Origin of the sequence: Microbacterium esteraromaticum, assembly GCF_900163815.1 — a bacterium.
GTDB classification, from domain to species: Bacteria; Actinomycetota; Actinomycetes; order Actinomycetales; family Microbacteriaceae; genus Microbacterium; species Microbacterium esteraromaticum_B.
The window spans coordinates 1-25,551 of the sequence record NZ_FUKO01000029.1; the positions used below are offsets into that span (position 1 = coordinate 1).

The 25,551-nt window shown below is 67.5% G+C and carries 26 protein-coding genes, 1 tRNA gene and 1 pseudogene; 20 read left to right on the forward strand and 8 right to left on the reverse strand.

Going from position 1 to position 25,551, the window contains the following annotated elements; all coding sequences use genetic code 11:
* From FM104_RS11200 to FM104_RS11280, 18 genes and pseudogenes are all read left to right on the forward strand, one after another.
* A pseudogene (locus tag FM104_RS11200) lies at positions 1-1,373 on the forward strand (hypothetical protein); the annotation flags it as partial.
* Entirely contained in the window at positions 1,373-2,410 is a 1,038-nt protein-coding gene (locus FM104_RS11205; protein ID WP_087132329.1) for an HAD-IIA family hydrolase, read from the forward strand. The pseudogene FM104_RS11200 and the gene FM104_RS11205, both read left to right, overlap by 1 nt.
* Positions 2,411-2,453: 43 nt before the next feature.
* Positions 2,454-2,630, forward strand: coding sequence for a hypothetical protein (locus FM104_RS16530; protein WP_179206765.1), 177 nt, complete (start codon positions 2,454-2,456; stop codon positions 2,628-2,630).
* Positions 2,627-3,424: a TlyA family RNA methyltransferase gene (locus FM104_RS11210; RefSeq protein WP_087132330.1), complete on the forward strand. Its 798-nt coding sequence runs from the start codon at positions 2,627-2,629 to the stop codon at positions 3,422-3,424. The genes FM104_RS16530 and FM104_RS11210 overlap by 4 nt, the downstream gene beginning before the upstream one ends.
* Positions 3,421-4,326: an NAD kinase gene (locus FM104_RS11215; protein WP_087132331.1), complete on the forward strand. Its 906-nt coding sequence runs from the start codon at positions 3,421-3,423 to the stop codon at positions 4,324-4,326. Before FM104_RS11210 ends, FM104_RS11215 begins: the two co-directional genes overlap by 4 nt.
* A complete protein-coding gene (gene recN, locus FM104_RS11220) occupies positions 4,323-6,011 on the forward strand; it encodes a DNA repair protein RecN (RefSeq protein ID WP_087132332.1) in 1,689 nt (562 codons plus the stop codon). Before FM104_RS11215 ends, recN begins: the two co-directional genes overlap by 4 nt.
* A 17-nt stretch (positions 6,012-6,028) precedes the next feature.
* Positions 6,029-7,726 carry a CTP synthase gene (locus FM104_RS11225; protein WP_087132333.1) on the forward strand — a complete coding sequence of 566 codons (1,698 nt, stop codon included), beginning with the start codon at positions 6,029-6,031 and terminating at the stop codon, positions 7,724-7,726.
* Complete coding sequence (locus tag FM104_RS11230; RefSeq protein WP_087132334.1) at positions 7,719-8,315, forward strand: NUDIX domain-containing protein; 597 nt, start codon at positions 7,719-7,721, stop codon at positions 8,313-8,315. The genes FM104_RS11225 and FM104_RS11230 overlap by 8 nt, the downstream gene beginning before the upstream one ends.
* A gap of 1 nt (position 8,316) precedes the next feature.
* The gene (gene xerD, locus FM104_RS11235; protein WP_087132335.1) at positions 8,317-9,219 is read left to right on the forward strand and encodes a site-specific tyrosine recombinase XerD; all 903 of its coding nucleotides are present in this window, start codon (positions 8,317-8,319) and stop codon (positions 9,217-9,219) included.
* Positions 9,220-9,340: 121 nt separating this feature from the next.
* Complete coding sequence (locus FM104_RS11240; protein WP_087132336.1) at positions 9,341-10,231, forward strand: ParA family protein; 891 nt, start codon at positions 9,341-9,343, stop codon at positions 10,229-10,231.
* Positions 10,215-11,066, forward strand: a complete 852-nt coding sequence (locus FM104_RS11245; protein WP_087132337.1) for a segregation and condensation protein A — start codon at positions 10,215-10,217, stop codon at positions 11,064-11,066. The genes FM104_RS11240 and FM104_RS11245 overlap by 17 nt, the downstream gene beginning before the upstream one ends.
* A 43-nt stretch (positions 11,067-11,109) precedes the next feature.
* Positions 11,110-11,727: an SMC-Scp complex subunit ScpB gene (gene scpB / locus FM104_RS11250; RefSeq protein ID WP_087132418.1), complete on the forward strand. Its 618-nt coding sequence runs from the start codon at positions 11,110-11,112 to the stop codon at positions 11,725-11,727.
* Positions 11,724-12,560 carry a pseudouridine synthase gene (locus tag FM104_RS11255; protein ID WP_256971629.1) on the forward strand — a complete coding sequence of 279 codons (837 nt, stop codon included), beginning with the start codon at positions 11,724-11,726 and terminating at the stop codon, positions 12,558-12,560. The genes scpB and FM104_RS11255 overlap by 4 nt, the downstream gene beginning before the upstream one ends.
* Positions 12,557-13,672, forward strand: a complete 1,116-nt coding sequence (locus tag FM104_RS11260) for a prephenate dehydrogenase (RefSeq protein WP_087132338.1) — start codon at positions 12,557-12,559, stop codon at positions 13,670-13,672. The genes FM104_RS11255 and FM104_RS11260 overlap by 4 nt, the downstream gene beginning before the upstream one ends.
* On the forward strand, positions 13,665-14,360 hold the full coding sequence (gene cmk / locus FM104_RS11265; protein WP_087132339.1) for a (d)CMP kinase: 696 nt from the start codon (positions 13,665-13,667) through the stop codon (positions 14,358-14,360). The genes FM104_RS11260 and cmk overlap by 8 nt, the downstream gene beginning before the upstream one ends.
* Positions 14,353-15,873 (forward strand): ribosome biogenesis GTPase Der, encoded by a 1,521-nt coding sequence (gene der / locus FM104_RS11270; RefSeq protein ID WP_087132340.1) that lies wholly within the window; start codon positions 14,353-14,355, stop codon positions 15,871-15,873. Before cmk ends, der begins: the two co-directional genes overlap by 8 nt.
* Positions 15,874-16,007: 134 nt before the next feature.
* Positions 16,008-17,078, forward strand: a complete 1,071-nt coding sequence (locus FM104_RS11275) for a Glu/Leu/Phe/Val dehydrogenase family protein (protein WP_087132420.1) — start codon at positions 16,008-16,010, stop codon at positions 17,076-17,078.
* A gap of 52 nt (positions 17,079-17,130) precedes the next feature.
* Positions 17,131-18,060, forward strand: a complete 930-nt coding sequence (locus tag FM104_RS11280) for an NUDIX domain-containing protein (RefSeq protein ID WP_087132341.1) — start codon at positions 17,131-17,133, stop codon at positions 18,058-18,060.
* A gap of 67 nt (positions 18,061-18,127) precedes the next feature.
* Here the strand turns inward: FM104_RS11280 and FM104_RS11285 are convergent, their stop codons facing one another.
* The 4 genes from FM104_RS11285 to FM104_RS11300 are packed head-to-tail and all read right to left on the reverse strand — an operon-like array spanning position 18,128 to position 21,301.
* On the reverse strand, positions 18,128-19,756 hold the full coding sequence (locus FM104_RS11285) for an HNH endonuclease signature motif containing protein (RefSeq protein ID WP_087132342.1): 1,629 nt from the start codon (positions 19,754-19,756) through the stop codon (positions 18,128-18,130).
* A gap of 53 nt (positions 19,757-19,809) precedes the next feature.
* Entirely contained in the window at positions 19,810-20,187 is a 378-nt protein-coding gene (locus FM104_RS11290; protein WP_373407849.1) for an RNA-binding S4 domain-containing protein, read from the reverse strand.
* 46 nt (positions 20,188-20,233) lie between these two features.
* A complete protein-coding gene (locus FM104_RS11295) occupies positions 20,234-20,686 on the reverse strand; it encodes a hypothetical protein (RefSeq protein WP_087132344.1) in 453 nt (150 codons plus the stop codon).
* A gap of 51 nt (positions 20,687-20,737) precedes the next feature.
* Positions 20,738-21,301: a GNAT family N-acetyltransferase gene (locus FM104_RS11300; RefSeq protein WP_087132345.1), complete on the reverse strand. Its 564-nt coding sequence runs from the start codon at positions 21,299-21,301 to the stop codon at positions 20,738-20,740.
* Between the two features lie 222 nt (positions 21,302-21,523).
* Between FM104_RS11300 and FM104_RS11305 the strand changes: the two genes are divergently transcribed.
* A tRNA-Pro gene (locus tag FM104_RS11305) sits at positions 21,524-21,597 on the forward strand.
* A 181-nt stretch (positions 21,598-21,778) separates the two neighbouring features.
* Here FM104_RS11305 and FM104_RS11310 read toward each other — a convergent pair.
* From FM104_RS11310 to FM104_RS11325, 4 genes are all read right to left on the reverse strand, one after another.
* Positions 21,779-23,002 (reverse strand): tyrosine-type recombinase/integrase, encoded by a 1,224-nt coding sequence (locus FM104_RS11310; protein ID WP_087132346.1) that lies wholly within the window; start codon positions 23,000-23,002, stop codon positions 21,779-21,781.
* Complete coding sequence (locus FM104_RS11315) at positions 22,989-23,198, reverse strand: helix-turn-helix transcriptional regulator (RefSeq protein ID WP_087132347.1); 210 nt, start codon at positions 23,196-23,198, stop codon at positions 22,989-22,991. Before FM104_RS11315 ends, FM104_RS11310 begins: the two co-directional genes overlap by 14 nt.
* Positions 23,195-23,806: a hypothetical protein gene (locus FM104_RS11320; protein WP_087132348.1), complete on the reverse strand. Its 612-nt coding sequence runs from the start codon at positions 23,804-23,806 to the stop codon at positions 23,195-23,197. The genes FM104_RS11315 and FM104_RS11320 overlap by 4 nt, the downstream gene beginning before the upstream one ends.
* 88 nt (positions 23,807-23,894) lie before the next feature.
* Entirely contained in the window at positions 23,895-24,395 is a 501-nt protein-coding gene (locus tag FM104_RS11325; RefSeq protein WP_143738356.1) for a hypothetical protein, read from the reverse strand.
* 131 nt (positions 24,396-24,526) lie between these two features.
* Here FM104_RS11325 and FM104_RS11330 point away from each other — a divergent pair, with 131 nt between their 5' ends.
* Complete coding sequence (locus FM104_RS11330; RefSeq protein WP_087132350.1) at positions 24,527-25,531, forward strand: DNA-processing protein DprA; 1,005 nt, start codon at positions 24,527-24,529, stop codon at positions 25,529-25,531.
* Positions 25,532-25,551 lie beyond the last annotated feature (20 nt).

Below are 25,551 nucleotides of genomic sequence, written 5' to 3' on the forward strand. Positions count from 1 at the left end.
GCCCGCAGGGCGACCGTCGTCCGCAGGGTGACCGCCCGTACCGGAGCAACGACCGTCCGCAGGGCGACCGTCCCTACCGGAGCAACGACCGTCCGCAGGGCGACCGTCCCTACCGGAGCAATGACCGCACCCAGGACGATCGCCGCTCCTACGGTGACCGCCCCCAGGGTGACCGTCGTTCCCAAGGCGATCGTCGTCCCCAAGGTGGCGACCGCAACGATGGCGACCGTCGGTCGTTCCCGCAGCGGGGCGGCGTGGAGCGCACCTACAATGAATTCGCTCCGGTTCGGGAACGTATCCCGGAGCCCCCGCTGCCAGACGAGATCACCGCGCGTGATCTGCATCCGGCGGCCCGCAACGAGCTCAAGACGCTGAGCAAGGAGAACGCCGAGCAGGTGGCTCGGCACCTGGCGATGGTGGCACAGCTCGTCGACGACGAGCCAGAGCGTGCCCACGAGCATGCACTGGCAGCATCCCGTCGTGCTGGCCGCGTCGCGGTCGTCCGCGAGACGCTGGCGATCACGGCATACGGCGTCGGGGACTTTGCGCTCGCTCTGCGAGAGCTGCGCACCTACCGGCGGATCTCCGGCCACGATGACCAGATCGCGCTCATTGTGGACAGCGAGCGAGGAGTGGGCCGACCCGACCGTGCGCTCGAAGAGGGGCGCACTGTCGATCGCGCTTCGCTGGATCCGGCTGTGCGTGTGGCTCTGGCGATTGCGATGTCGGGTGCTCGACTCGATCGCGGTGAGACGGAGCTCGCACTCGGAGAGCTCGAGATTCCGGAACTCAACCCCGATCGCGCGTTCTCGTGGAGCCCGGCGCTCTTCGCAGCCCGCGCGGCAGTGCTCGAAGACCTCGGCCGGATGGAGGAGTCTGCATTCTGGGCGCAGCGTGCAGACGCCGCGGCCTCCGCGCTCGGTCTCGATGGCGAGTTCGATGAGATCTACGTCGAAGACGGTCTCATCGAGGACGATGAATTCACAGACGGCGAACCGGATGCGGACGACGTCGATGCCGGCGAAGCGGATGCGGACGACGTCGATGCCGGCGAAGCGGATGCGGACGACGTCGATGCCGGCGAACCGGAGGCTGACGACGTCGATGCCGGCGAAGCGGATGCGGACGACGTCGATGCCGGCGAAGCGGATGCGGACGACGTCGATGCCGGCGAAGCGGAGGCTGACGATCAGCCGTATGCCGAGCAGCAGGCAGAATCTGACGAGCAGGCAGGCTCTGATGAGCAGGCAGGCTCTGACGAGGAGCCAGGCTCTGACGAGCAGGCAGACTCTGAAGAGCAGCCAGATTCCGGAGAGCCGCAGACTCCAGAGTCCGTGGCAACCGACGACTTGAGTGAGGATTCCGATCGCTGATGGCTCTCTTCCGTCGTGCGCAGCCGGCGCCGACCCCGCTGACTGACCGCGATGCGGTGCTCGCCGATCTCGATGGCGTCGTCTACGCCGGACCAGGTGCGTTGCCGCACGCGGTAGACAGCCTCAACCGTGCCGGCGAGTCGATGCGGCTCGGCTACATCACCAACAACGCGTCCCGCACGGATGCCTCTGTCGCTGAGCATCTCACAAGCCTCGGGCTCACGGTGTCGCCGCAAGACGTGGTGACGAGTCCACAGGCTGCGATGCGTCTGCTGGCGACCATGGTGCCCGCTCCTGCGACGATCCTCATCGTCGGGGGAGAGGGGCTCGAAGTCGAGGCGGCGAAGGCCGGGTACACGGTCACGCGCAATGCGGACGACGCGCCGGCCGCCGTCGTGCAGGGCTTTGCGCCCGACGTCGCCTGGACCGACCTGGCGGAAGCCGCCTTCGCGCTGAAGCTGCCCGAGGACGAGGGCGGGATCCCGTGGATCTCGACCAATACCGACTGGACCATTCCACGTGACCGTGGCATCGCTCCGGGCAATGGCACCCTCGTCTCGGCGGTCCACACCGCAATCGGACGGCTCTCGACAGTCGCAGGCAAGCCCGAGACGCCGATTTTCGAAGAGGCGATCGCCCGGTTCGGGGCGCAGCATCCGCTCTTCATCGGCGACCGCCTCGATACCGACATCTTGGGGTCGTCGCGAGCAGGGATCGACTCCGCGCTCGTCCTCACCGGCATCGACCGCCCCAAACATGTGCTGGCGGCCCCGCAGGGGTCGCGGCCGGACTACATTCTCAGCGACCTGCGCGAACTGCACCTGCCGTACCCGCAACCCGTGGAGAAGAACGGCGTGTTCACCGTCAACGATGCCGCAGTGCGCGTGGTGGATGCCGACGTGCAGATCCTCTCGCAGGGGCGTTCGCAGGTCGATCTGCTGCGCGCGGGAGCCGCTGCCATCTGGGCCACCGGACTCGCGATCTATGCGTTCCGGGTGCCGGAGCTGCTCTACGCAGATCCTTTCCACAGACCCTGAGCGTCGCCACAGCGCGAGCGCTGGCGCGGGCTAAAGTGGTCTGATGGAGCACACGCGAGATGAGCCAGCCGATGCGCTCTGGAGCCGCCTGCGCCTCATCGAAGGGCAGCCGCTCGCTGATCGCGCGGGGGCCTACGGCGCGCTGCACGACGAGCTGATGAAACGACTTGAGAGCGCCCCGCGCGCAGACGCCCGCGACGCGGCCCCGGGAGCGCGATGACGCGTCTGGACGCAGCCCTGGCTATACGGGGACTTGCGCGATCGCGCACGCACGCAGCGACCCTCATCGCCGACGGCCTGGTGCAGGTCGACGGACGCACCATCGTCAAAGCATCGACAGCTGTTTCCGACGAGGCTGCGATCTCGGTCGCCGGCAGTGACCACTACGTCAGCCGCGGTGCGCACAAGCTCATCGCCGCGCTCGACGGCTTCAAGATCGGCGCTGAGGGCCGATTGGCGCTCGATATGGGTGCTTCCACCGGTGGTTTCACGCAGGTGCTTCTCGAGCGCGGTGTGCGCAAGGTGCTCGCGGTCGACGTCGGCCACGGCCAGCTCTCTCCGCAGATCGCGCAGAATTCCGCCGTCACTTCGGTCGAAGGCTTCAACGTGCGCAATATGAGCGCCGACAGCCTCGCCAAGGCCACCGGTGAGCGGGTACGCCCCGATCTCATCGTGGGCGACCTGTCTTTCATCTCGCTGGCGCTGGTGCTGCCTGCGATCGCCGAGACGGCGCCCGCAGAGGCCGACATCATCCTGCTGGTCAAACCGCAGTTCGAGGTCGGACGCACGGCCGTGCGCGGCGGACTCGTCACCAGTTGTGTTGCACGGATGGATGCCGTCGAGCGCACTCTGTGGAGCGCCCAGGATGCAGGGCTCGGCACGCTCGGCATCCTGCCCTCGCCGATTCTGGGCACGCACGGCAATGCCGAGTATCTGGCGCACCTCGCACCTCACCGCGGCACTGATCCGTCAGAATGGACGGAGCACATCGCGCATCTGGCAGGAGGACGATGAACGACCGACGCATTCTGGTCATCGCTCATGCAAAGCGAGAGGACACGGTCGCTGCGGCCCTGAGGATCATCGACGCACTGCGTGACGCGGGGGCCGTTCCGGTCCTTCCTGCCCCCGATCGAGATGAACTGATCGAGGTCGATGCGCGCTTCGCGGACATCGAGCTGCTTGGCGTCGATGTCGCGCTGGAAGACCTCGAGCTGGCGATCGTCCTCGGCGGCGACGGCACGATCCTGCGCGCGGCCGAACTTGTACGCGGATCGAGCGCGCCGGTGCTCGGCATCAACATGGGACACGTCGGCTTCCTGGCCGAGATCGAGCGCGACGACATGGATGCTGCTGTTCGCCGCGTCATCGATCGCGACTACGAGGTCGAAGAGCGCCTCGCACTCTCGGTGCGGGTGAAGGACTCCGCAGGAAACGTCGTCTACGACACCTGGGCGCTCAACGAGGCGACCGTCGAGAAGGCCAGCCGTGAGCGGATGATCGAGGTCGTGATCGAGATCGACGGCAGACCGCTGTCGAGTTTCGGATGCGATGGAATGGTCGTCTCGACCCCCACCGGATCCACCGCATATAACTTCTCAGCCGGTGGCCCGGTCATCTGGCCCACCGTGGAGGCGATCACCGTCGTGCCGCTGTCCGCACACGCGCTGTTCGCCAAGCCCCTCGTCGTCGGCCCCGAGGCCTCGGTCGCGATCGAAGTTCTCGAGCGCACGACCAGCACCGGCATCCTCTGGTGCGATGGTCGGCGCTCACACGATCTGCCCCCCGGGGCGCGCGTGATCGTGCGGCGCTCGGAAGAGCCGGTGCGACTGGCTCGACTGCATCCGACCGCCTTCACGAATCGACTCGTGCGCAAGTTCCGGCTGCCGGTCGCCGGGTGGCGGGGCGCCCCATGATCGACGAGATGCGCATCCGCGGCCTCGGCGTCATCGACGACGCGATGCTGCCGCTGGGCCCCGGATTCACCGCCGTCACCGGTGAGACCGGCGCGGGGAAGACCATGGTCGTCACCGGACTCGGACTGCTGCTCGGCGCACGTGCCGACACGTCCGCGATTCGGGCCGGTGCCGGGCAGGCATCCGTCGCCGGGGTGTGGGTGGTGCCCCCGGCGGGCGCCATCGCCGACATCGTCTCCGACGCCGGCGGCGAGCTTGAACCCGCCGGTGACGCGGCCGAGCTGTATGTCTCGCGCACGCTCAGCGCCGAAGGCCGCAGCCGCGCCAGCGTCGGCGGCCGCCCCGCACCCGCGGCGGTGCTCGCGTCACTGGCAGAAGAGCTCGTCGTCGTGCACGGGCAGTCCGAGCAGCTGCGGCTCCGCTCCGCGGTCGCACAGCGTGATGCGCTCGACCGGTTCGGCGGCCAGGCCATCGCCGACGCGCTGACGCGCTATGCCAGCAGCTTTCAGACGTGGCGCGGGCTGGATGCCGAGATCACCGAGCTGACCGAGAATCGCGACCGACGTGCAGCCGAGGCCGCGCTGCTTCGCGAGCAGCTGGCTGAGATCGAACAGCTCGAACCGCAGACCGGCGAGGACGCCACACTGAACGAACGCGCGGAGCGCCTGGCCAATGCCGAAGAGCTGCGTGTTGCGGCATCCGTCGCCCGATCGGCGCTGTCGAGCGATGAAGATCTCCCGGACGTATCGGCTCTGCTCGCCGAAGCGCGACGATCTCTCGAGCGCGCAGATGACGCGCAGCTCACTGAGATCGCGGATGCCGTCGCCGATCTCGGCTACCGTGCCGCCGACCTCACCCTGCAGCTGAGCGCCTACCTCGCCGACCTCGACGAGGCGGGTCCGCATGAGCTCGCTGCCGTCGAAGAGCGTCGCGCGGCCATCGGCGGCCTGATCCGGCAGCACGGATCCCTCGAACAGGCGCTCGAGGTCTGGCAGACCGGCTCCCTCCGCCTCGCCGAGCTCGATGACGATGGCGACCGCATCGAGCGCTTGACCGAAGAGGCCGCCCTGGCCCGTGCAGACCTGGACGACGCGGCTGGCGCACTCACCGCCGTGCGCACAGAGGCCGCCGGGCGGCTCTCGAGCGCGGTCACCGAAGAGCTGCACGCGCTGGCGATGCCCGATGCCCGACTCGAAGTGCGCGTGTCACCCGGTGCGGAATCGACCCACGGACGCGACGATGTCGCCATCCTCCTCGCCCCGCATCCCGGAGCCGAACCGCGCTCGGTGTCGCGCGGCGCGTCAGGCGGCGAGCTCTCACGCGTCATGCTCGCGATCGAAGTCGTGATCGCCGGTACCGACCCGGTGCCGACCTTCGTCTTCGACGAGGTGGATGCGGGAATCGGCGGTGCCGCCGCGATCGAGGTCGGCAGACGCCTCGCCCAGTTGGCTCGCACCTCGCAGGTCATCGCGGTCACCCATCTTGCGCAGGTCGCGGCCTTCGCCACCAACCACCTCTCCGTCGTGAAGTCGCACGATGGCGCGGTCACTGCCTCCAGCGTCACCCGTCTGGCGGGGGAGGAGCGCGAAGCCGAAATGGCCCGGCTGCTCTCCGGTCTCACGGATTCCGACGCCGCCCTCACCCATGCCCGAGAGCTTCTGAGCCTCGGCTCGAAGTTGAACTGATAGGATCGAAGCCCGTGATGAACTCTTCCGGCGCGGGGAACGCGAACGACACCCAGTCCACGACGAAGCACATCTTCGTGACAGGCGGTGTCGTTTCTTCGTTGGGCAAGGGACTCACCGCCGCCAGCCTCGGCAATCTGCTCACCGCGCGCGGACTGCGCGTGGTCATGCAGAAGCTCGACCCCTACCTGAACGTCGACCCGGGAACGATGAATCCGTTCCAGCACGGCGAAGTCTTCGTCACGGACGATGGCGCCGAGACCGACCTCGACATCGGCCATTACGAGCGCTTCCTCGACATCAACCTGTCGCAGGCGGCGAACGTCACCACCGGCCAGATCTACTCGCAGGTGATCGCCCGCGAACGCCGGGGCGAGTACCTCGGCGACACCGTGCAGGTCATCCCGCACATCACCGACGAGATCAAGCGGCGCATGCGCCTGCAGGCCTCCGAAGAGCCGCGCCCCGATGTGATCATCACCGAGGTCGGCGGCACGGTCGGCGACATCGAATCGCAGCCGTTCCTCGAGGCCGCCCGTCAGCTGCGTCACGAGCTCGGCCGCGACAACGTCTTCTTCGTGCACGTCTCGCTGGTTCCTTTCATGGGGGCCTCGGGCGAGCAGAAGACCAAGCCCACCCAGCACTCGGTCGCGGCGCTGCGTCAGGTCGGCATCCAGCCTGACGCTCTCGTGCTGCGCAGTGATCGCCCGGTGAGCGAGAGCAACCGCAACAAGATCGCGTTGATGTGCGACGTCGACGTCGAAGGCGTCATCAACACCGTCGATCTGCCCAGCATCTACGACATCCCCTCCACCCTGAACGACCAGAAGCTCGATTCGTACATCGCCCACCGCTTCGGTCTCGACGCGAAGGCGGGAGAGGTCGACTGGTCGCGCTGGCAGAAGGTGCTGCACGCGGTGCACAACCCCAAGCACGAGGTCACCATCGGCCTGGTCGGCAAGTACATCGACCTGCCCGACGCCTACCTCTCGGTGACCGAGGCGCTCAAGGCCGGCGGATTCGCCCAGGAGACCAAGGTCAACATCCGGTGGATCCCGTCGGACTCCTGCGAGACCCCGGAGGGCGCCGAGAAGGCGCTGGCGAACGTCGACGGCATCTGCGTGCCCGGCGGCTTCGGCATCCGCGGCATCGAGGGCAAGCTCGGCGCGCTGCGCTTCGCTCGGGAACAGGGCATCCCCACCCTCGGCCTCTGCCTCGGACTGCAGTGCATGGTCATCGAATACGCGCGCAACATGGCCGGTGTCGCGGAAGCCTCGTCGACCGAGTTCGACCCGGAGACCGCGGAGCCCGTCATCGCCACCATGGCGGAACAGGTCGACATCATCGACGGCGGCGATCTGGGCGGCACCATGCGGCTCGGACTCTATGAGGCCGCACTGGCGGATGGATCCCTGGCGCAGGAGCTGTACGGTGCGAGCACCGCCTCCGAGCGCCACCGTCACCGCTACGAGGTGAACAACGCCTATCGTGCCCGTCTGGCCGAAGCGGGTCTGGTGTTCTCCGGCCTGAACCCCGACCTCGATCTTGTCGAGTACGTCGAGCTTCCGCGCGACGTGCACCCGTTCTACATCGCGACGCAGGCGCACCCCGAGCTGCGTTCGCGGCCGACGTCGCCGCATCCGCTGTTCCGCGGCCTGGTCGGCGCGGCGATCGAACGACACCGCTCCAGCGAGCTGTTCACCGAAGATGACTGACAAGCCCGCGGCCAGGTCCGCCGCCTCGCTACAGGACGAGTCGTTCGAGCCGGAAGTGCTCCAGAGCGACCTCGTCTACAAGGGCTGGGTGTGGGACGTGCGCTCGGATCGGGTGGCTTACGGCGAGGGCGAGATCGTCCGCGAGTACGTCGCTCACACCGGTGCGGTGGCGATCGTCGCGGTCGATGAGAAGGACCGGGTGCTGCTGATCCAGCAGTACCGGCATCCGATCCGCCACCGCGACTGGGAGCTGCCGGCGGGTCTCCTCGACATTCCCGGCGAGGATCCGCTGGTCGCTGCGCAGCGCGAGCTGGCGGAGGAAGCCGACGTCACCGCCGCCCACTGGGAACACCTCGTGTCGTCATGGACGACACCGGGCGGCAACGACGAGATGATCCACATCTACCTCGCCACCGGCATCAGTGCGTCCGAAGCCGCGCACGTGCGCGAAGACGAAGAAGCGGACATCCGCGTGGAGTGGGTGCCGCTGTCGGATGCTGCGGATGCTGTGCTGGCAGGACGGATGCACAACGGCATCCTCTCCATTGGGGTGCTCGCCACCGAGCGGCTGCTGCGCGACCGAGCCTGACATGCAGCTCGACCGGGCGCTGGACGAGTATCTGCGGCACGTCACGATCGAACGGGGCCTCTCCGCGCACACCATCGCGGCGTACCGGCGAGATCTCAACGGTTACCTGGAATGGCTGACGGCGCAGGGGATCACGGAGATCGAGGCGGTGACGGCATCCGTCGTGTCGGATTTCATCGCCCAGCGTTCCGCAGCCGTCCCGCCGCCCGCGGCGACGAGCCTTGCCCGACTGCAGTCGTCTGTGCGCAATTGGCACCGTTTTCTGGCTCGCGAGGAGATCGCGTCGGATGACCCCTCCGGGCGGCTGCGCCCGCCGAAGACGCCGCAGCGTCTGCCGAAGGCCCTGACGATCGACCAGGTCGAGCGTCTGCTCGCCGCGCCCCCGTCCGACGAGCCGATCGGCATCCGCGACCGCGCGCTGCTCGAGCTGCTGTATGCGACGGGTGCTCGAGTGTCAGAGGTCGTCTCGCTTGACGTCGATGATCTCGCCTATGGCGACGTTCTGCGGCTGCGCGGCAAGGGCGACAAAGAGCGGATCGTGCCGGTGGGGTCGTACGCGCGCGTCGCAGTCGATGCCTACCTGACCCGCGTTCGACCGCAGCTGGCGGCAAAGGGCCGAGCGACTGCCCGATTGTTCCTCGGCGCGCGCGGTGCACCGCTGTCGCGGCAGAGCGCCTGGCTCGTGATCCGCTCGGCCGCCGAACGTGCGCAGATCGCCGCGGAGGTCTCGCCCCACACTCTGCGGCACTCGTTCGCCACCCACCTGCTGCAGGGCGGCGCCGACGTGCGGGTCGTGCAGGAACTGCTCGGGCACGCCTCTGTCGCCACCACGCAGATCTACACGCATGTGTCGGTAGACACACTGCGAGACATCTACGCGACCTCGCATCCTCGGGCGCGCTGACGGCGGTATTCACTGCGCGTCGGACGTCGTGTCCGCTTGCCGCTCTCTGCCCTGCCGCGCGCCGACTGTGAGGCCGCCGCCGTGGCCGCTACAATCGACCAAGCACGGAAGGCAGGAAACGGTGGCGAAGCAAGCGGCGAAGTCCAGCTCGAAGGCGACGAAGGGCGACGAAACCCCTATCGGCCCGACCGGTCGCCCATATCAAGGGTTCGCGACCCCCGCGCCGCTCGCATCGCACGGGCCCGCGCGCATCATCGCGCTGTGCAACCAGAAGGGCGGGGTCGGCAAGACCACGACCGCGATCAACCTGGCCGCCTCGCTCGCCGAATACGGCCGCAAGGTACTCGCCGTCGACTTCGACCCGCAGGGTGCGCTCTCGGCGGGCCTCGGCATCGTCACGCACGACGTGACCACCGTCTACGACCTGCTGCTGGACACCAAGCGCGATCCGCATGATGCGATCGTGGCGTCATCGGTCGAGAACCTCGACGTGCTGCCGGCCAACATCGATCTGTCGGCCGCCGAGGTGCACCTGGTCAACGAGGTCGCCCGAGAGACGATCCTCGCGCGCGTGCTGCGTCACGTCGCCGGCGAGTACGACGTCATTCTCATCGACTGCCAGCCATCGCTCGGACTCCTCACTGTGAACGCGCTCACCGCCGCGCACGGCGTGGTCATCCCGCTGGAGTGCGAGTTCTTCGCGCTGCGCGGTGTGGCGCTGCTCATCGAGACGATCGACAAGGTGCGCGATCGCCTGAATCCGTCGATCACCCTCGACGGACTGCTGGCCACAATGTACGACCCGCGCACGCTGCACTCGCGCGAGGTGCTGGAGCGCGTGGTCGAGGCCTTCGGCGATGACGTGCTTGAGACGGTCATCGGTCGCACGGTGAAGTTCCCGGACGCTTCCGTGTCGGGCATTCCGATCACCGAGTTCGCGCCGGAGCACGCCGCAGCGCAGGCGTACCTGCGACTGGCGCGGGAGCTGGTCGCCCGTGGCGCCGTCGCCTGATTTTGATCCGCTCCTCGCGCCGGTTGTCGATCCCGCTGAGACAGCCGAGGACGACTCCGGCTTCCGCGTCTCGCTGACGAACTTCGACGGACCCTTCGATCTGCTGCTGAACCTCATCTCCAAGCACGAGCTCGATATCACCGAAGTCTCTCTGAGCCGCGTCACCAACGAGTTCATCTCGTACCTGAAGGAGCTCGATGGCGAAGAGGAGCTCGGACAGGCCTCGGAGTTCCTCGTTGTGGCGGTGACGCTGCTCGATATGAAGGTCGCCGGACTCCTCCCGCAGGGTGAGTTGGTGGATGCCGAATCCGTTGCGCTGCTCGAAGCTCGCGACCTGCTGTTCGCGCGGCTGCTGCAGTACCGTGCCTTCAAAGAGGTCTCGGCGTGGTTCGCGCGCTGCCTGCAGCGAGAAGACCGCCGGCACGTGCGCGCCGTGCAGCTCGATGAGAAGCACCGTCGCAAGACGCCGGAATTGGTGTGGTCGCTCACAGTCGACGATTTCGCCGCGTTGGCACTGCTGGCCTTCGCGCCGAAGGAGATCCCGACCGTCGGGCTCGATCACCTGCATGCGCCGCTGGTCAGCATCCGCGAGCAGGCAGCCGTGGTCGTGACGCTGCTGCGCAGCACCGAATCACTGACGTTCCGCGAACTGATCGCGGGTGTCGCTGAGCCCGGCATCGTCGTGGCGCGGTTCATCTCGGTGCTCGAGCTGTACCGCCACGCGGCGCTGTCGTTCGAGCAGCTCGAACCGCTCGGCGAGCTCACGCTGCGGTGGTCTGCCGAGAGCTGGTCCGACGAGCAGCTGGCGACGCTCGGAGCCGACTATGACCGATGAGCAGGCACAGCCGATGCGCAACACGATGGATGAGAGAGCGACGATGACTGCAGAAGCCGGAACCGAGACGGCTCCGACCGCCGATCTTCGCGAGGAACGGTTCGAATCACCCCTCTCCCAACGGGTCGAGGCGATCCTGCTGATCGTCGACGAACCGATCGCGCTGGTCACACTCGCTGCAGCGGTGCACGCCCCCGTGCCTGCGGTGCGCCAGACCCTGGAGACACTCGTCGACGACTACGACGGCCGAGGAACAGGGACGCGTCGGGGTTTTGAACTGCGTGAAGTCGGCGGTGGCTGGCGGCTGTACGTGCGCGAGGAACAGGATGATCTGGTCGCGGAGTTCATCGGCGGACAGGCTCCGGCACGCCTGTCGCAGGCCGCCCTGGAAACCCTCGCGGTGATCGCCTACAAGCAGCCCGTCACCCGCGGTCAGGTGGCCTCGATTCGCGCCGTGAACGTCGACTCTGTTGTGCGCACGCTGCTGGCACGCGGGCTCATCACCGAGATGTTCGCCGATTCCGAGACCGGCGCCATCAACTACGGCACCACCGATGCGCTGCTCGAGCATCTCGGAATCAACTCGATCGACGAGCTGCCGCCGATCTCACCCCTGCTCGACGACGGCACCGACGGTTTTGATGAAGGAGTACTGCGATGACACCGGACGACAGCGTTCTTCCCGCGATGGGCGAAGCGCCGGAAGGGGTGCGCCTGCAGAAGGTGCTCGCCAATGCGGGGGTCGCCTCGCGCCGCGTGATCGAGCAGTACATCGTCGAGGGCCGCATCCGAGTCAATGGTCAAACGGTCACCGAACTGGGGCGGCGCATAGACCCGGAATCCGACCTCGTCGACGTCGACGGCACCGCTGTGCAGCTCGATGTCTCCAAGCGCTACGTCATGCTGAACAAGCCCACCGGCGTGGTCAGCACGATGAAGGACGAGAACGGTCGCCCCGACCTGCGCCGCTTCACCGACGAATGGCCCGAGCGGCTGTACAACGTCGGACGGCTGGATGCTGAGACCAGCGGTCTGCTGATCCTCACCAACGACGGCGACCTCGCTCATGTGCTCGCGCACCCCTCGTTCGGCGTGACGAAGGTGTACATCGCCAAGGTCGACGGTCTCGTCACCGCGCAGACGATCTCCACCCTCACCCGGGGCATCGAGTTGGAGGACGGGCCGATCAAGGCAGACAAGGCGCGCCTGCTGGATGCGTCTCGCGGCTCGAGCCTGGTGGAGCTCACGCTGCACTCAGGACGCAACCGGATCGTGCGCCGGATGATGGCCGCCGTCGGGCACCCGGTCGATGAGCTCGTACGCCGACAGTTCGGCCCGCTCCACCTGGGAGCCCTCCCTGCGGGGAAGGCACGCGAACTGAGTAAAATCGAACGTGGCGCGCTGCTGACCCTCTCGCGCCAGGATTCCGCTGTGCCCGCGACCTCAGATCGCACCCAGGCCAGCGACAAGGACCCCATCCAGGAGATCGAGTGAGCCACCCCCACCGAGCGCATGTCGCCGCGCGGCTTTCGGGGACCGTCCGCATCGTTGGCGCAGGACTCCTCGGTTCGAGCATCGGTCACGCGCTGCGCGCGAAGGACATCGATGTCGTCCTCGCCGACGCATCGCCATCGCAGTTGCGTCTGGCCATCGACTACGGCGCCGGGCGACGTGCCCGCGACGATGACCGGCCAGGTCTGATCGTCGTGGCGGTGCCGCCTGATGTGGTCGCTGACGTCATCGAGGCGGAGCTCGCCGTGTACCCGGATGCTGTCGTCACCGATGTCGCCAGCGTCAAGCTCGATCCGTTCGACGAATTGCGGCGACGCGGCGTCGACCTGACGCGATACATCGGCTCGCACCCGCTGGCCGGGCGTGAGCGCGGTGGTGCGATCTCGGCCCGCGCCGACCTGTTCATCGGCCGCCCGTGGGTGGTGTGCCGTGACGGCGAGACCCGCCCGGCCGACCTTGCGCTGGTCGAGGCGCTCGCGCTGGATGTCGGGGCGATGCCGCTGGAGATGACTCCGGAGGAGCACGATCGCTCGGTGGCGATCACCTCTCATGTGCCGCAGGTGGTCGCGAGCCTGCTCGCTGCCCGCCTGGCGGACGCCGATGAGGGCTCGCTGCGACTGGCAGGCCAGGGGGTGCGCGACACGACTCGCATCGCTGCATCTGCCCCCGAGCTGTGGGTGCAGATCCTCGGCGCGAACGCCGAGCCGATCGTTGAAGTGCTCGATGCCCTGGCATCCGATCTCCGCGACGTCTCCGACGCTTTGCGGGAGCCGAACGCGCCCGGTTCGCGCCGGACAGTGGCGGATGCCATTCGGCAGGGCAACGAGGGTGTCGAGCGGCTGCCGGGCAAGCACGGCCAGAACCGCCGCTTCGAGCAGCTCGTCGTCATGGTCGATGACACCCCCGGACAGCTGGGACGCCTGTTCGGCGAGCTCGGCGAACTGAACGTCAACGTGGAAGATCTGCGCCTGGAGCATTCGCCCGGTGCGCAGTTCGGTCTCGCCGAGATCAGCGTCGCTCCCGCGGCGCTGCGTGGCGCGATCGACGGGCTCGAAGAGCGCGGCTGGCAGATTGCGGGGAACACCAATGACTGATGCAGCGAAATTCATCGCGATCGATGGGCCGGCGGGATCCGGCAAGTCGAGCGTCTCGAAGGCGATCGCGCGCCAGCTCGGCTTCGGCTACCTCGACACCGGCGCTGCCTACCGAGCGCTCGCGTGGCACGTGCTCGAGCACGGTGCAGATACCGCAGATGCTGATGCGGTGCGCACTGCAGCATCCGACTTTCCCCTGAACCAGGGACTCGACCCCGATGACCGACGCGTGCACGTCGGCGAGGTGGACGTCACCGACGCCATTCGAGACCCGCGGGTCTCCGCTGCGGTGAGCGGTGTCGCCCGCGTGCCCGAGGTGCGCGTGCAGGTGAACGAGACGTTCCGCCGGATCGTCTCGGAAGCCGAATATCCCGCCGTCGTCGTCGAGGGCCGAGACATCACCACCGTCGTCGCACCGGACGCTCCGGTGCGCATTCTGCTGACTGCTGCCCCCGAGGTGCGCGCCGCGCGCCGTGCGGGGGAGCTGGCAGGAGAGAACGCCGCTGCCGTCGCCGAAGCGCTGCACAAGCGCGACGCATCGGACAGCAGCGTCGTCGACTTCCTCAACGCCGCGCCCGGCGTCGATGTCGTCGATTCCACAGAACTTGATTTCGCGCAGACCGTCGATGCCGTGCTGGCAGTGATCGGACAGCGGCGCGATGCTGACAGAGGAGCTTCCCATGGCTGAAGAAGAATACGAAGGCGCCCCCGATCACCTCGCCGACAAGATGGCCGAGCTGGACGAGGACTTCGCCGAGCAGCGGGCCGAGACGATGCGCGCGTCGCTCTCGGACTACGACCTCGAGGACGACGATGCTGACCTGCTTGCCGGCGCTGTGCGCGGCGAGCACGACATCCACTACATGCCGGCGCTGCCCGTCGTGGCGATCGTGGGCCGGCCCAACGTCGGCAAGTCGGCGCTGGTGAACCGCATCCTCGGCCGCCGTGAAGCCGTCGTCGAGGACACGCCCGGTGTCACGCGCGACCGCGTGACGTACAAGGCCGAGTGGATGGATCGCCGCTTCTCGCTCGTCGACACCGGTGGCTGGGAGCCGGATGCCAAGGGCATCGACCGCTCCGTGGCTGCCCAGGCCGAGATCGCGATCGATCTCTCGGACCTCGTGCTGTTCGTCGTCGACGCGAAGGTCGGCGCGACGTCGACCGATGAGTACGTCGTGAAGCTGCTGCGCAAGAGCGGCAAGATCGTCTTCCTCGTCGCGAACAAGATCGATGACCCGCGACAGGATCCCGAAGCGGCAGCGCTGTGGAACCTCGGTCTCGGCGAGCCCTACCCCGTCTCGGCGATTCACGGCCGTGGTGTCGCCGACCTGCTGGATGCTGTCATGGCGAAGCTGCCCGATGTCTCGGCTGTCGCCAAGGCCGAGATCGGCGGCCCGCGCCGCGTCGCGATTCTGGGGCGTCCGAACGTCGGCAAATCGTCGCTGCTGAACAAGGCCGCGGGGGAAGAGCGCGTCGTTGTCAACGAGCTCGCCGGGACCACACGCGACCCGGTGGATGAGATCGTCGAGATGGGCGGCAAGATGTGGCGGCTGGTCGACACCGCCGGCATCCGCCGTCGTGTGCACCTGCAGCAGGGCGCTGACTTCTACGCGTCGCTGCGCACCTCGACGGCGTTGGAGAAGGCCGAGGTCGCCGTTGTCGTGCTCGACGTCAGCCAGCCGATCAGTGTGCAGGATCTCAACATCATCGACATGGTGCTCGAGTCGGGTCGTGCACTCGTGCTCGCGTTCAACAAATGGGATCGTCTGTCGGACGACGACATGGAGAACTCCGACCGTCGTCGATACCTGGAGCGCGAGATCGAGCAGGACCTCGCGCACGTCGCGTGGGCCCCTCGGGTGAACATCTCAGCGAAGACCGGTCGCCACTTCGACCGGCTCGTGCCCGCGCTGGAGAAGGCGCTGGAGAACTGGGATCGTCGCATCCCGACCGGCAAGTTCAACGCGTTCCTCACCGAGCTCGTCGCCGCGCACCCGCACCCGCTGCGAGGGGGAAAGCAGCCGCGCGTGCTCTTCGGCACCCAGGCCACGACTCGTCCGCCGACATTCGTTCTGTTCACGACGGGCTTCCTCGACCCCGGTTACCGCCGGTACATTCAGCGGCGCCTGCGGGAGATCTACGAGTTCGATGGAACGCCGATCGTCATCAACATGCGGGTGCGCGAGAAGCGGCAGCGCTGATCGCAGCGGGCAGATGACCGCCCGCTGAGACGTGCTGTTCGTCCGCTGAGTGGGAGATAATGGGTGCGGATGCTGCAATCCGCGGCATCCGCACGGCATTGCCCACGAGGCACGCTTGAACAAAGGATGCGATGATGCGCCACACCCTGCCCCTGCCAGACTTCACGCACGAGCGGGTGGAGGTGATGACGGGGTCGCGCAGCGGACTGTTCATCGCGGTCGCCCTGCATTCCTCGGTGCTGGGATCCGCTCTCGGGGGTGCTCGCCTGTGGACATACCCGCACTGGAGTGACGCTCTCGGCGACGCGCTGCGGCTCTCGGCCGCGATGACGCTGAAGAATGCCGCCGCAGGCCTGAATGCCGGTGGTGGCAAGTCGGTGATCGGACTGCCCGAAGACACCGTGCTGGACGCCGATCGTCGCCGCGCGGCCTTCCTCGACCTCGGCGATGCGGTCGAACTGCTCGGTGGTCAGTACCGCACCGCAGAAGACGTCGGCTCGACGACCGACGACATGCTCACCGTCAGTGAGCGCACGGCGCACGTGGTGGGCCTGCCGTCGACCGTGGGCGGCTCCGGTGAGCCGGCCGGACCGACCAGCCTTGGTGTCTACGCGTCGCTGCAGGCAGTTCTCGAGCGGGTGACGGGGTCGGCGGATGCTGCCGATCGCCGAATCACGATCTCGGGTCTAGGGCAGGTCGGCGGACGCCTGGCTTCGCGCCTCGCGGAAAATGGTGCGCGCCTGACTGTGACCGACATCAACCCCGCGCGGCGGGAGTTCGCCGAGTCTCTGGGTGCGGCTTGGGTCGAGCCTGGAACCGAACACCTGATCGCCGGTGACGTGTTCGTGCCCGCTGGCATCGGGGGCTTGCTGACCGACGAGGTCATCGATGCACTCGATGTGAAGGCCGTGTGCGGGCCCGCGAACAACCCGCTCGCAGAGCGCTCGGGAGCCGGGCGACTGGCCGACCGCGGCATTCTGTACGCGCCCGACTTCGTAGTCAATGCCGGTGGTGTGATCTATCTCGACCTCGAAGCCAAGCAGACGGGCACCAGCGATGAGATCATGGCCCGCGTGGCCGGCATCGGCGACACCGTGCGTACAATTCTCGACGATTCGGAAGCGCGCAGCATCACCCCGCTGCAGGCGGCGGAAGAACTCGCCGCAGCCCGTCTGCGCGCCGGCGCGCAGGTCGGAGTTCGGTAACGCGCGGACGCTCTGGCCCTCGGGGGGCGGTGCGGCGTGGAAAGCTGGAGATGTGACGATCGTCCCTTCTGCCCCCGGTGAGCCGCGCCGCCCCGATGGGCCGCGCAACAGCGGCGACGCCTGGGTGGTCGCGGAAAGCGGGGAGAAGTACTGGGGCCGCTACGGCGCCGCGGGCGTGCTGGCGGTGGATGCTGATCGCGGAGTGCTGCTGCAGCTTCGGGTCGGCTGGAGCCATTTCGGCGGTACTTGGGGTGTGCCTGGTGGGGCGCTGCATGAGGGCGAGACCGCTCTCGACGGGGCGGTGCGCGAGGCGCAGGAAGAGGCCGGCATCCCCGATGGCGCGCTGCGCCCGAGGTTCGTGCGAGTAGTGGACCTCGATATCTGGTCGTACACGACGGTCGTCGCCGATGTCGCGGTGGCATTCGAGCCGGTGATCAGCGATCCCGAGAGCGTGGCTCTGGAGTGGGTGCCGATCGACGAAGTCGACCAGCGACCGCTGCATCCAGGTTTCGCGGCGGCGTGGCCGGTGCTGCGCGAACTGCTGACCGTGCGCCCGGTGATCGTCGTGGATGCGGCGAACGTGATCGGTTCGGTGCCCGACGGCTGGTGGGAGGATCGTGCAGGGGCGGCGAAACGGCTGCGTGACCGGTTGGCGACTGTGGAGATACCGGCGGAATCGCTGGATCTGCCGAGCGGGTCGGCGGCGGCGGGGGAGCGCTCGCCCGCGTCAGTGACGCAGTGGTCTCCGGAGATCGTCCTCGTGGTCGAGGGCAAGGCGCGAAGCCTGCCGGATGCGCCTTCCACTGTTACGGTGGTGCGTGCCAGCGACCACGGGGACGACACCATCGTCGACGAGGCGCGGCGCCGCGTGGATGCGGGAGCGACCGTGACCGTCGTCACCAGTGACCGAGAGCTGCGGGAGCGCGCGGAGCGGCTGGGCGCTCGGACTCAGCCGGCCGGCTGGTTGACGCGCGGGTGCTGACGTGCCGGTTCTGACGTGCCGGTTCTGCCGGTTCTGGCGTGCCAGTGCTGACGGGCGATCTGCATCATCAGAATGGGCAGGCGGCGAGTGGCACTTCAGTGGTCGGTCTGACCTCGGCTGGGCTGATATCCACAGAATCGGTGCCCGCCGAATCGGTGCCCGCTGAACCGTTGCCGAGGGTGTCGGTCGGCACGAACATCACGCGTCGCGGTGGCGAGTCCGTATGCACCCGTCCGTTCGGGCTGATCCATTCGAGTTCCCAGTTCGGCAGCTGTCTCACCTTCCAGCGATGGGCTTCCGGGACGCTCGGATGTTTCAGCACATGATGCGATCGACACAGGTGCGCGAGATTGTTCAGAGCAGTCGGTCCTCCGAGAGCATAATCGTGCGTGTGGTCTATATCGCAGCGGTGCACAGGCATCCGGCATCCGGGGAACCGGCAGTGCTGGTCGCGAGCCCGCAGGAACCGCTTCATGCCTGTGGTCGGAGTATAGGTGTCGGTCTGAGTGACGAGACCCGAGGGATCGAGGAACAGCCGTGTCCAACCACCATCGCGTCCGGCCAGTGTGCGAGCGACATCGGGAAGAAGTGGTCCGTGCCCGTCGAGCATCGCAGCCTTATCGTCGAGGTCGGCGAGCGTGCTGCCCGCGATGGTGACATGAATCTGACCGGTGATGTTCTGCAGCCCGGCGCCCTGCACCTCTGAAGGGTCGGCACCCAGCATCAGATCGATGAGCAGGTCGGAGCGGATCTGGTCGAGCGTTCGTGGGTCACCGGGAATCCGGACGACGCTGGGGCCGGCCGCGATCTCTCGGTCGATCGCATCGCAGCATGCGGCGTACTGGGCCGGATCTTCGGGGAACTCGGACTCGGGGATCCAGTGATAGGTTCTGCTCGGCTCGCCCGGGTGGAATGGATCGACGGTGTAGGTGTCTTGCACGCCGAAGATCACGCTGCCGTTCGAGAACAGGCTGTTGGCAGAGAAGTCGTCGGGCTGGAGGCATTCGGCCATGGGGCCGACGGCGGGGTCGCGGTCTTCGACATGTCGACGTTGGTGGAGAGCCATCTGCGTCAGGCGATCCAGAATCGCGGTCGCGTAGTGCTCAGGAACCACGGCCTGCAGAAGAGCCAGGCCGTCTCCGACCGACCGGACCGTGACTGCGCGCTCGCCTGCGGCTGAGTGCTGCCGTTCGCTGACCGTCTGCTCTGCCAGGACCGCGGCGATCTCTCGTACATGCGCGCGCGTGCGAGCCGGCGACTCGTGCTCGGCGAACTGCACGGAAGCGGCTTCGTAGACGCCGAGCACGTCGGCCTCGACGGTGCCGTCGTGGATGGCCGCGATCACCGGTGACGCGGCGCGAACGACTTCACGTACGTGGGCCGCGGAGATATCTCCGGACCCGAACGACGCTCTGAGGGCGGGGAAGTCGCTGGCGAGGGATCTCGCATCGGTGAGTGCATGCTCGATGCTGCCTCTCGCCATGTGCGCAGCAGCGGAGAGTTCTGCCACCATCGAGCGCCAGATGGCATCGCGGTGCAGCGGTTCGCTCTCGACGTCTGCGTCGAAGAGCGCGGCCCTGCGGCCGAGTGCGGCGGCGGCTTTCGCCTCCCATTTGGCGGCCTCGCGCCGGGCCTCAAGCCACTCTTCGAGCAGCAGCGTGTGCTGATCGGAGTCGGCGGGGAGGTTGGTGGCCATACTTCAATATTAGTACATAACTTCGAATAACGGAAGGGGGAAATGCTCTTATTTCACGATTCGCCGTGCCCGCGCAAGCGATCTATCTCGCGGCGCTCGCGCTTGGTCGGGCGTCCCGCGCCCCGGTCGCGGACGGCCAGCATCGCGGTCGGTTCGCGCGGCGGAGTGCGGTCTTCGTAGGCCGTGACGGCGACGGGTGCTCCGACTCGTTTCGACAGGGTTGTGCGCACGACGAGAATGCGATCGAAGCCCGAGATGCGCACCCGCACCTCGTCGCCCGGCTTGACCGTCTGCGCAGCCTTGATGCGATCGCCGTTGACTCGGATATGCCCGGCTCGGCATGCCGTCGTCGCTGCCGAACGGGTCTTGTAGATGCGGATCGCCCAGAGCCAGCTGTCGATGCGCACGGGCTTCACAGCATCCATGGTCATCTCCGATTCTCTCCGGGGTCTGTCCGTCATTCGTGGCCCCAACCGCTCATGCTTCGACGGTGACGGTAGTGACGACTCCGTGCGCATCGAGATGCGCCGCGGGCCAGCATTCTTCGGGGAAGTGCTGTCCGCAGCTGTCGACGAAGTGCAGCACTGTTTCGTCGGCCGTCGCTTCAACGGCCTCGAGCAGCAGGTCTTCGGCTGCTTCGTCGAGTTCTGCCGCGGTCGGTTCGGTGTCGCTGAAGTGCGCTCTGATGGCATCCGAAGCTTGGCGGCGGATGTTCGCGAGGTCGGCGATGACGGCGCGGATGCGGGGGAGCAGCTTCTGCACACCTTCGGGCGTCGTGCCATCGATCATCAACTCGACATCTTGGTCGGCGAGAGTGACGGTGCCGGCGTACCAGTCGTGCGTGACGACACCGCCGTCATCGAGGGTGGTTTCGGCGCGCGTCAGCCGGCCGAGCTCCGGGTCGTCGATGATTGGGTGCTGGATGCTCATATCGCCACGCTAGCGTGCGGGTGCGACACGGTCAGTTCGCGAGGCCGCGCGTCACGAGTACTCGACCGTTCGTGAGGGCAGTGCCAACGTCGAAGCTGCGGTGATGAAGGTGGAAAGTGTGCCGTGGAACAGTTCGTTTGGGTGGTGTTCGCCTGTGGAGGGGTCGACGGGATACGCCTCGATCATGCGCGCGCCGCTGTCGCGCGCGTAATCGATGGCAGCGGTGAGGAGCGCTGTGTTGAGACCCCTGCCGCGGTGCTCCTTGCGCACGACGAAGCAGCTGACGCTCCAGACCGATTCGTCGTCAAGAGGTTCGGCGGTCGCTGCCGCGATCGCGCGGGTGTGGATGATGCGCAACTGTCTTGTACGCGGGCCGATTCGGATCCACCCTGCCGCCTCGCCATCGATGTAGGCGACGAGTCCGGGTGGGGGACCGCTGTCGACTTCGTCGTGGAGTGCGTCCTGGCGCTGAGCGAGCGTCGTCTGATTCCAGTCCTTGTTGCGCAGCATCGGCCAGACGCACTGGCACGAGCGCCCATCACCACCGCCGGTCAGCGAATGCTGCACGTCGTTCCACCGGCTGGCTGTGGCACGCTCGGTTGAGATCGTCGACATGCTGGCACGCTACGCCGGGCCACCGACACGGGCAAGGATGTGACTCGCCCCGGAGGGCGCCACGCCCGAGAACCAAGGTTCGCGGCGCCTGTCTGCGTCGGCTAGGATAGTGGAGTTGCCCGCGCGAAAGCGCGGTCGTCCACGGGCTGTGGCGCAGCTTGGTAGCGCACTTGACTGGGGGTCAAGCGCGGTAGCCCATCCACACAACTGAATATCGAGCCACGGGATGTGGCGCAGCTTGGTAGCGCACCTGACTGGGGGTCAGGGGGTCGCAGGTTCAAATCCTGTCATCCCGACGGAAAAGCCCTGATGAGAAGCACTTTTCATCAGGGCTTCGTCATTTCGTCCGACGAGTTTTCGTCGGACTCGGTCGCTCGCTGGCACCGAGGTCGAGAGCGCTGCTCGGAGCCGCTGTTGTGAAGCGCCGGGACACCGCCGGGACACAAGCGCCTCTTTCGGGGCCGTGTTGCCAACGAATCACCGGCGCAGGTGGGTCGGCTGCGAGCGCCTCGCCCGCGGCGCCTGCGGCGCGTTCTGTGGCTGTGCGGCGAGGTACGCGTTGGCCTGCTCGGCGGCGGAGGCGAGGTGCCGATTGTCTGGGTGCAGATAGCCGCGGGTTGTCTCGATCGACTTGTGGCCGAGGATGCGCTGCAGAACGTGGAGCGGGATCCCCGCGTCGGCCATCCAGGTCGCTCCGGTGTGCCGGAGCCCGTGCCGGGTGAGAGATGGCAGCCCGAGGTCGGTGACGAGGCCATCCCATTTCGTCGCGTCACGCACGCTCGCGGTCGTGAGCACACCACCGCGTGGCCCTTTCAAGAGGCGCTCTTCTGGTTCCCGGTTGGCGGTGAGCCGCTCCAGCACCGGGGTGAGGGCCTGCAGGATCGGGACGGGGCGGGCTTCCCGTCCCTTGGTCTGCTTGGTCACAAGTCCGCCGGAGCCAGGGTAGGTCTGCCGGCGGATCGTGACGATGTTGGTATCCCAGTCCACGTCCCCTACCTGGAGGCCGGCAACCTCGGAGCCTCGAGAGGCCAAGAGCGCGCAGAGCATGACGAAGTCCGAGTAGCTCTGATGCACCTGCCCGCAGAGGTCGGCCAGCGCGGTTAGGGCCGCGAGGTCAGGCAGTGCATGCGCCCTGGGGGAGGTGTCCCTCTCGTCCAAGGTGACTGCGGTCTTGCCGAGGCTTCGGCGAGACCGGTGCCGGGCGGGATTGCTGCTGAGCACGTCGTCGCGGACGGCTTCATCCAGTACCCGCACCAGCGGGGCGATGCTGTTCTTGATCGTCGACGCTGAATGCTTCGTTTCCCACTCATCGATGGTCCGATCGATCATCCCCGCGGTGATCGAGGAGATCGGCAGGTGCCCGAGCGCGGGTATGACCCGCAGTCGCATGCCGACCTTGTAGTTGTCCCCGGTGGAGGTCAGATCTAGGCCGCGGGTCCAGCGGTCGCCGATGACAGACAGGTAGTCGGCGAGGGTGATGTGTCGGTCGATGCCGATCGCCGAGGACGCCTGCAGGCCGGCGAAGAATGCCTCCGCTGCCTCCTCGTCGGGAACGACGAGCGCGCGCACCATCCGCTGTTTGGTCTGCGGGTCGGTCCAGCGCGCGCGGGCGCGGATGCCGGAGGGACGGTACTCCAGGTCGGTGGCGACCTTCACACCGATCGGCGGGATCGGGGGCGGAGTGGCCTCAGCGGTGCTCATCGCTCGAGAGCGCTGCCAGCCAGGCCTCGACCGCGTCGATCCGGTATCGGGTGATCCCTCCCACACGCAGGAACGGCGGTCCCTTCCGGTCCGCACGCCACCGGGACAGCGTCGACTCCGACACCTTCAGGTACGCGGCGACCTCGCGGCTATCCAGCAGCGGTGATACCAGGAGCTGCTCCGCGCCGTCGCTCATGGCCGGTCGCTCCAATCCGTATTGACGATCTCCCGGATGGTCGCGTCCTGCTCCCGCTGCCTCGCTTGCACTTGCGCCTCCACGAAGGCGAGGAAGTCCTCGGTGCGTGCAGTCACGGGTCGTTCGCTGGTGTCCTGCTCGGTCCAGTCCTCGGCCTCGCCGCCGGGCCACGGAGTGATGCGGGTGGGGCGGTCGCGGTCCAGGCGGGTGCCGGCGATGGTAACCCAATCGCGGAGTCGCTCGCGGGCGATCGCGAAGTCGTGGTGCCAGGCGAGGGCCTGGTTGCCCTTGGCTTGCGGGTCGTAGCAGAACAGCCAGTGCTGACGCAGCGCGGAGAGCTCCCACAGCAACTCGGGGTGGCGATGCCACATCGGCGGAATGATCTGCGCGGGCAGCCCATACTCGTGGCGGACCCAGTCGACCCACGCATTCAGCTCCAGGAGCTCGTGCTCAAGATCGTCCGGGGGCAGGGCGCGCCAGTTGATCGGTCGCGGCACTTCGCCGAGGACATCGGTGATGTGCTGGGCGTACTGCTCGGCGACGACCCGCTGCACCTCGGCGACAGCGTTCTCATCCAGGTCAGGCTGGTTCTCCTCGGACGTGGTCATGGCGTGACTCCTTGGGGCACAGTGCGCGGGGGAAGAAAGAGAAGGGGCGTCGCCGGCGGGGGCTGCGGGGCCGCCGGCGACGCCCCGGCTATCGGGCGACCGGCTCGCGCTGGGCAGAGGCGGCGGCGGCCGCGCCCGTCGCCGGTGCGGCGTCAAGCTCCTGCTCGCGCCGGGCCAGCGCAGCCGCCGCAGGGTCGGCCTCCTGAGCTTCGCGGTCGGGTGCGCTCTGCTCCTGGGTCCGCTGCTCCGTGCGGCCGCGCTGGAGGTGGATGGTGCTGAGGTTGTTGTCGGGGCCGATGCTGGAGGCGATGAACCGCTCGCGCTGCTCGCCGTTGTGCTCGGAGGCATCCACGCGGCCGGTGGCGACGAAGTTGTCGCCGTTGCGGAAGGTCTCTGCGGCGCGCGTCGCTGAGGCGTTGAACATCACCAGCTGCGTGCGGACGGCCGGCGGGAACGTGCCGTCCTCGTTCGGGTTCGGATCCTGCAGGCCGACCCACGCGAACAGCCGGTTCCGGCCGTTCTCCGAGGTGGTCAGCTCGGGATCCGACATGAAGTGCCCCACGACTCCGGGGCGAGTAGGAATGGCCATGCCCTTCCCCTTCTTTCGCTGTCGACTGATTCGCCCGCGGTTGCGGGGTCACCCATCAGGTGCGACCGACGGCAGGAGAAACCGTCTGCCTACCTCCTCTTGGAACAGATCGAGCAGAAAGGAGCGCGCCGATGGACAGGTTCACGGGCCTGCGGTGGGACGAGCGCGCCGCTCGGGTCATGATCGCTACCGCCTTCGAGCCCGGCAACACGGTCACCGGGTCGCTGCTGGACGCCGAAGGCCCGATCGCGACGCTGCGGCTGGCCGACAGCGACGACCCCATTCCAGGGCTCAGCGCGAAGGAGGCGGCAGCCTGGCGGGGACCCGTGCAAGCGCGGCTGAACCCCCAACAGGTTGATCACGCTCTCGAGCAGACGGAGCGTCAGGACATGAGGATTCTGATCCCCGGCGACTACGGCTGGCCGACAGAGCTCGACCAGCTCGGCTCCCGGACGCCAGCCGCGCTCTGGGCGAAGGGTCGGCCCTCTTCCCTGGCACATCCGGAGGCCGCGAGGATCGCTGTGGTCGGCGCCGAGGCGGCGTCCACGTACGGCTACGAGATGGCGACCGCACTCACCGGGGACCTCGCTCAGACAGGGATCCATATCGTCTCGGGTGGTTCGTACGGCATCGATGCCGCCGCGCATCGCGCCGCGATGCTGAATGGAACGACCACGATCGCGGTAATGCCGACCGGGTTGGATCGCGTCTACCAGATGGGAAACTCGGACCTCTACCGGCGGATCGAGGAGACGGGCCTGCTCCTCAGCGAGCTACCTCCAGGAACGACCCTCACCCGTGGGCGGACTCAACAACGGACGCGCCTCATCGCGGCATTGTCGGATGGCGTCCTCCTGGTGGAAGCAGACGCGCGATCCTCGGCAATCAATGTCCTTCGTGAGGCGACTGCCTTGCGACGACCAGTCGGCGCGGTGCCGGGTCCGATCACCCGCCCTGTGAGTGCGGGCCCGAATCTATGGATCCAAAGCGGGCAGGCGATGCTCGTGACCTCGGCGACGGACGCGCGCAAGTTCCTGCTGAGCAATCCAGCCCGCCCAGGCCGCGAGCGTCACCTCACCGAGTTCGAGACGCCTGCCGTGGCAGATCCTCCCGCGCCGGACTGGCTCCGCCGCTAGCGCCCCGCCCCCCAACCGGA

Bases quoted from the DNA above. Each gene is read 5' to 3' on its own strand.
- FM104_RS11205 (WP_087132329.1), top strand. From the start codon at position 1,373: ATGGCTCTCTTCCGTCGTGCGCAGCCGGCGCCGACCCCGCTGACTGAC.
- FM104_RS16530 (WP_179206765.1), top strand. From the start codon at position 2,454: ATGGAGCACACGCGAGATGAGCCAGCCGATGCGCTCTGGAGCCGCCTG.
- FM104_RS11210 (WP_087132330.1), top strand. From the start codon at position 2,627: ATGACGCGTCTGGACGCAGCCCTGGCTATACGGGGACTTGCGCGATCG.
- FM104_RS11215 (WP_087132331.1), top strand. From the start codon at position 3,421: ATGAACGACCGACGCATTCTGGTCATCGCTCATGCAAAGCGAGAGGAC.
- recN (WP_087132332.1), top strand. From the start codon at position 4,323: ATGATCGACGAGATGCGCATCCGCGGCCTCGGCGTCATCGACGACGCG.
- FM104_RS11225 (WP_087132333.1), top strand. From the start codon at position 6,029: ATGAACTCTTCCGGCGCGGGGAACGCGAACGACACCCAGTCCACGACG.
- FM104_RS11230 (WP_087132334.1), top strand. From the start codon at position 7,719: ATGACTGACAAGCCCGCGGCCAGGTCCGCCGCCTCGCTACAGGACGAG.
- xerD (WP_087132335.1), top strand. From the start codon at position 8,317: ATGCAGCTCGACCGGGCGCTGGACGAGTATCTGCGGCACGTCACGATC.
- scpB (WP_087132418.1), top strand. From the start codon at position 11,110: ATGACTGCAGAAGCCGGAACCGAGACGGCTCCGACCGCCGATCTTCGC.
- FM104_RS11255 (WP_256971629.1), top strand. From the start codon at position 11,724: ATGACACCGGACGACAGCGTTCTTCCCGCGATGGGCGAAGCGCCGGAA.
- cmk (WP_087132339.1), top strand. From the start codon at position 13,665: ATGACTGATGCAGCGAAATTCATCGCGATCGATGGGCCGGCGGGATCC.
- der (WP_087132340.1), top strand. From the start codon at position 14,353: ATGGCTGAAGAAGAATACGAAGGCGCCCCCGATCACCTCGCCGACAAG.
- FM104_RS11275 (WP_087132420.1), top strand. From the start codon at position 16,008: ATGCGCCACACCCTGCCCCTGCCAGACTTCACGCACGAGCGGGTGGAG.
- FM104_RS11285 (WP_087132342.1), bottom strand. From the start codon at position 19,756: ATGGCCACCAACCTCCCCGCCGACTCCGATCAGCACACGCTGCTGCTC.
- FM104_RS11290 (WP_373407849.1), bottom strand. From the start codon at position 20,187: ATGACCATGGATGCTGTGAAGCCCGTGCGCATCGACAGCTGGCTCTGG.
- FM104_RS11295 (WP_087132344.1), bottom strand. From the start codon at position 20,686: ATGAGCATCCAGCACCCAATCATCGACGACCCGGAGCTCGGCCGGCTG.
- FM104_RS11300 (WP_087132345.1), bottom strand. From the start codon at position 21,301: ATGTCGACGATCTCAACCGAGCGTGCCACAGCCAGCCGGTGGAACGAC.
- FM104_RS11310 (WP_087132346.1), bottom strand. From the start codon at position 23,002: ATGAGCACCGCTGAGGCCACTCCGCCCCCGATCCCGCCGATCGGTGTG.
- FM104_RS11315 (WP_087132347.1), bottom strand. From the start codon at position 23,198: ATGAGCGACGGCGCGGAGCAGCTCCTGGTATCACCGCTGCTGGATAGC.
- FM104_RS11320 (WP_087132348.1), bottom strand. From the start codon at position 23,806: ATGACCACGTCCGAGGAGAACCAGCCTGACCTGGATGAGAACGCTGTC.
- FM104_RS11325 (WP_143738356.1), bottom strand. From the start codon at position 24,395: ATGGCCATTCCTACTCGCCCCGGAGTCGTGGGGCACTTCATGTCGGAT.
- FM104_RS11330 (WP_087132350.1), top strand. From the start codon at position 24,527: ATGGACAGGTTCACGGGCCTGCGGTGGGACGAGCGCGCCGCTCGGGTC.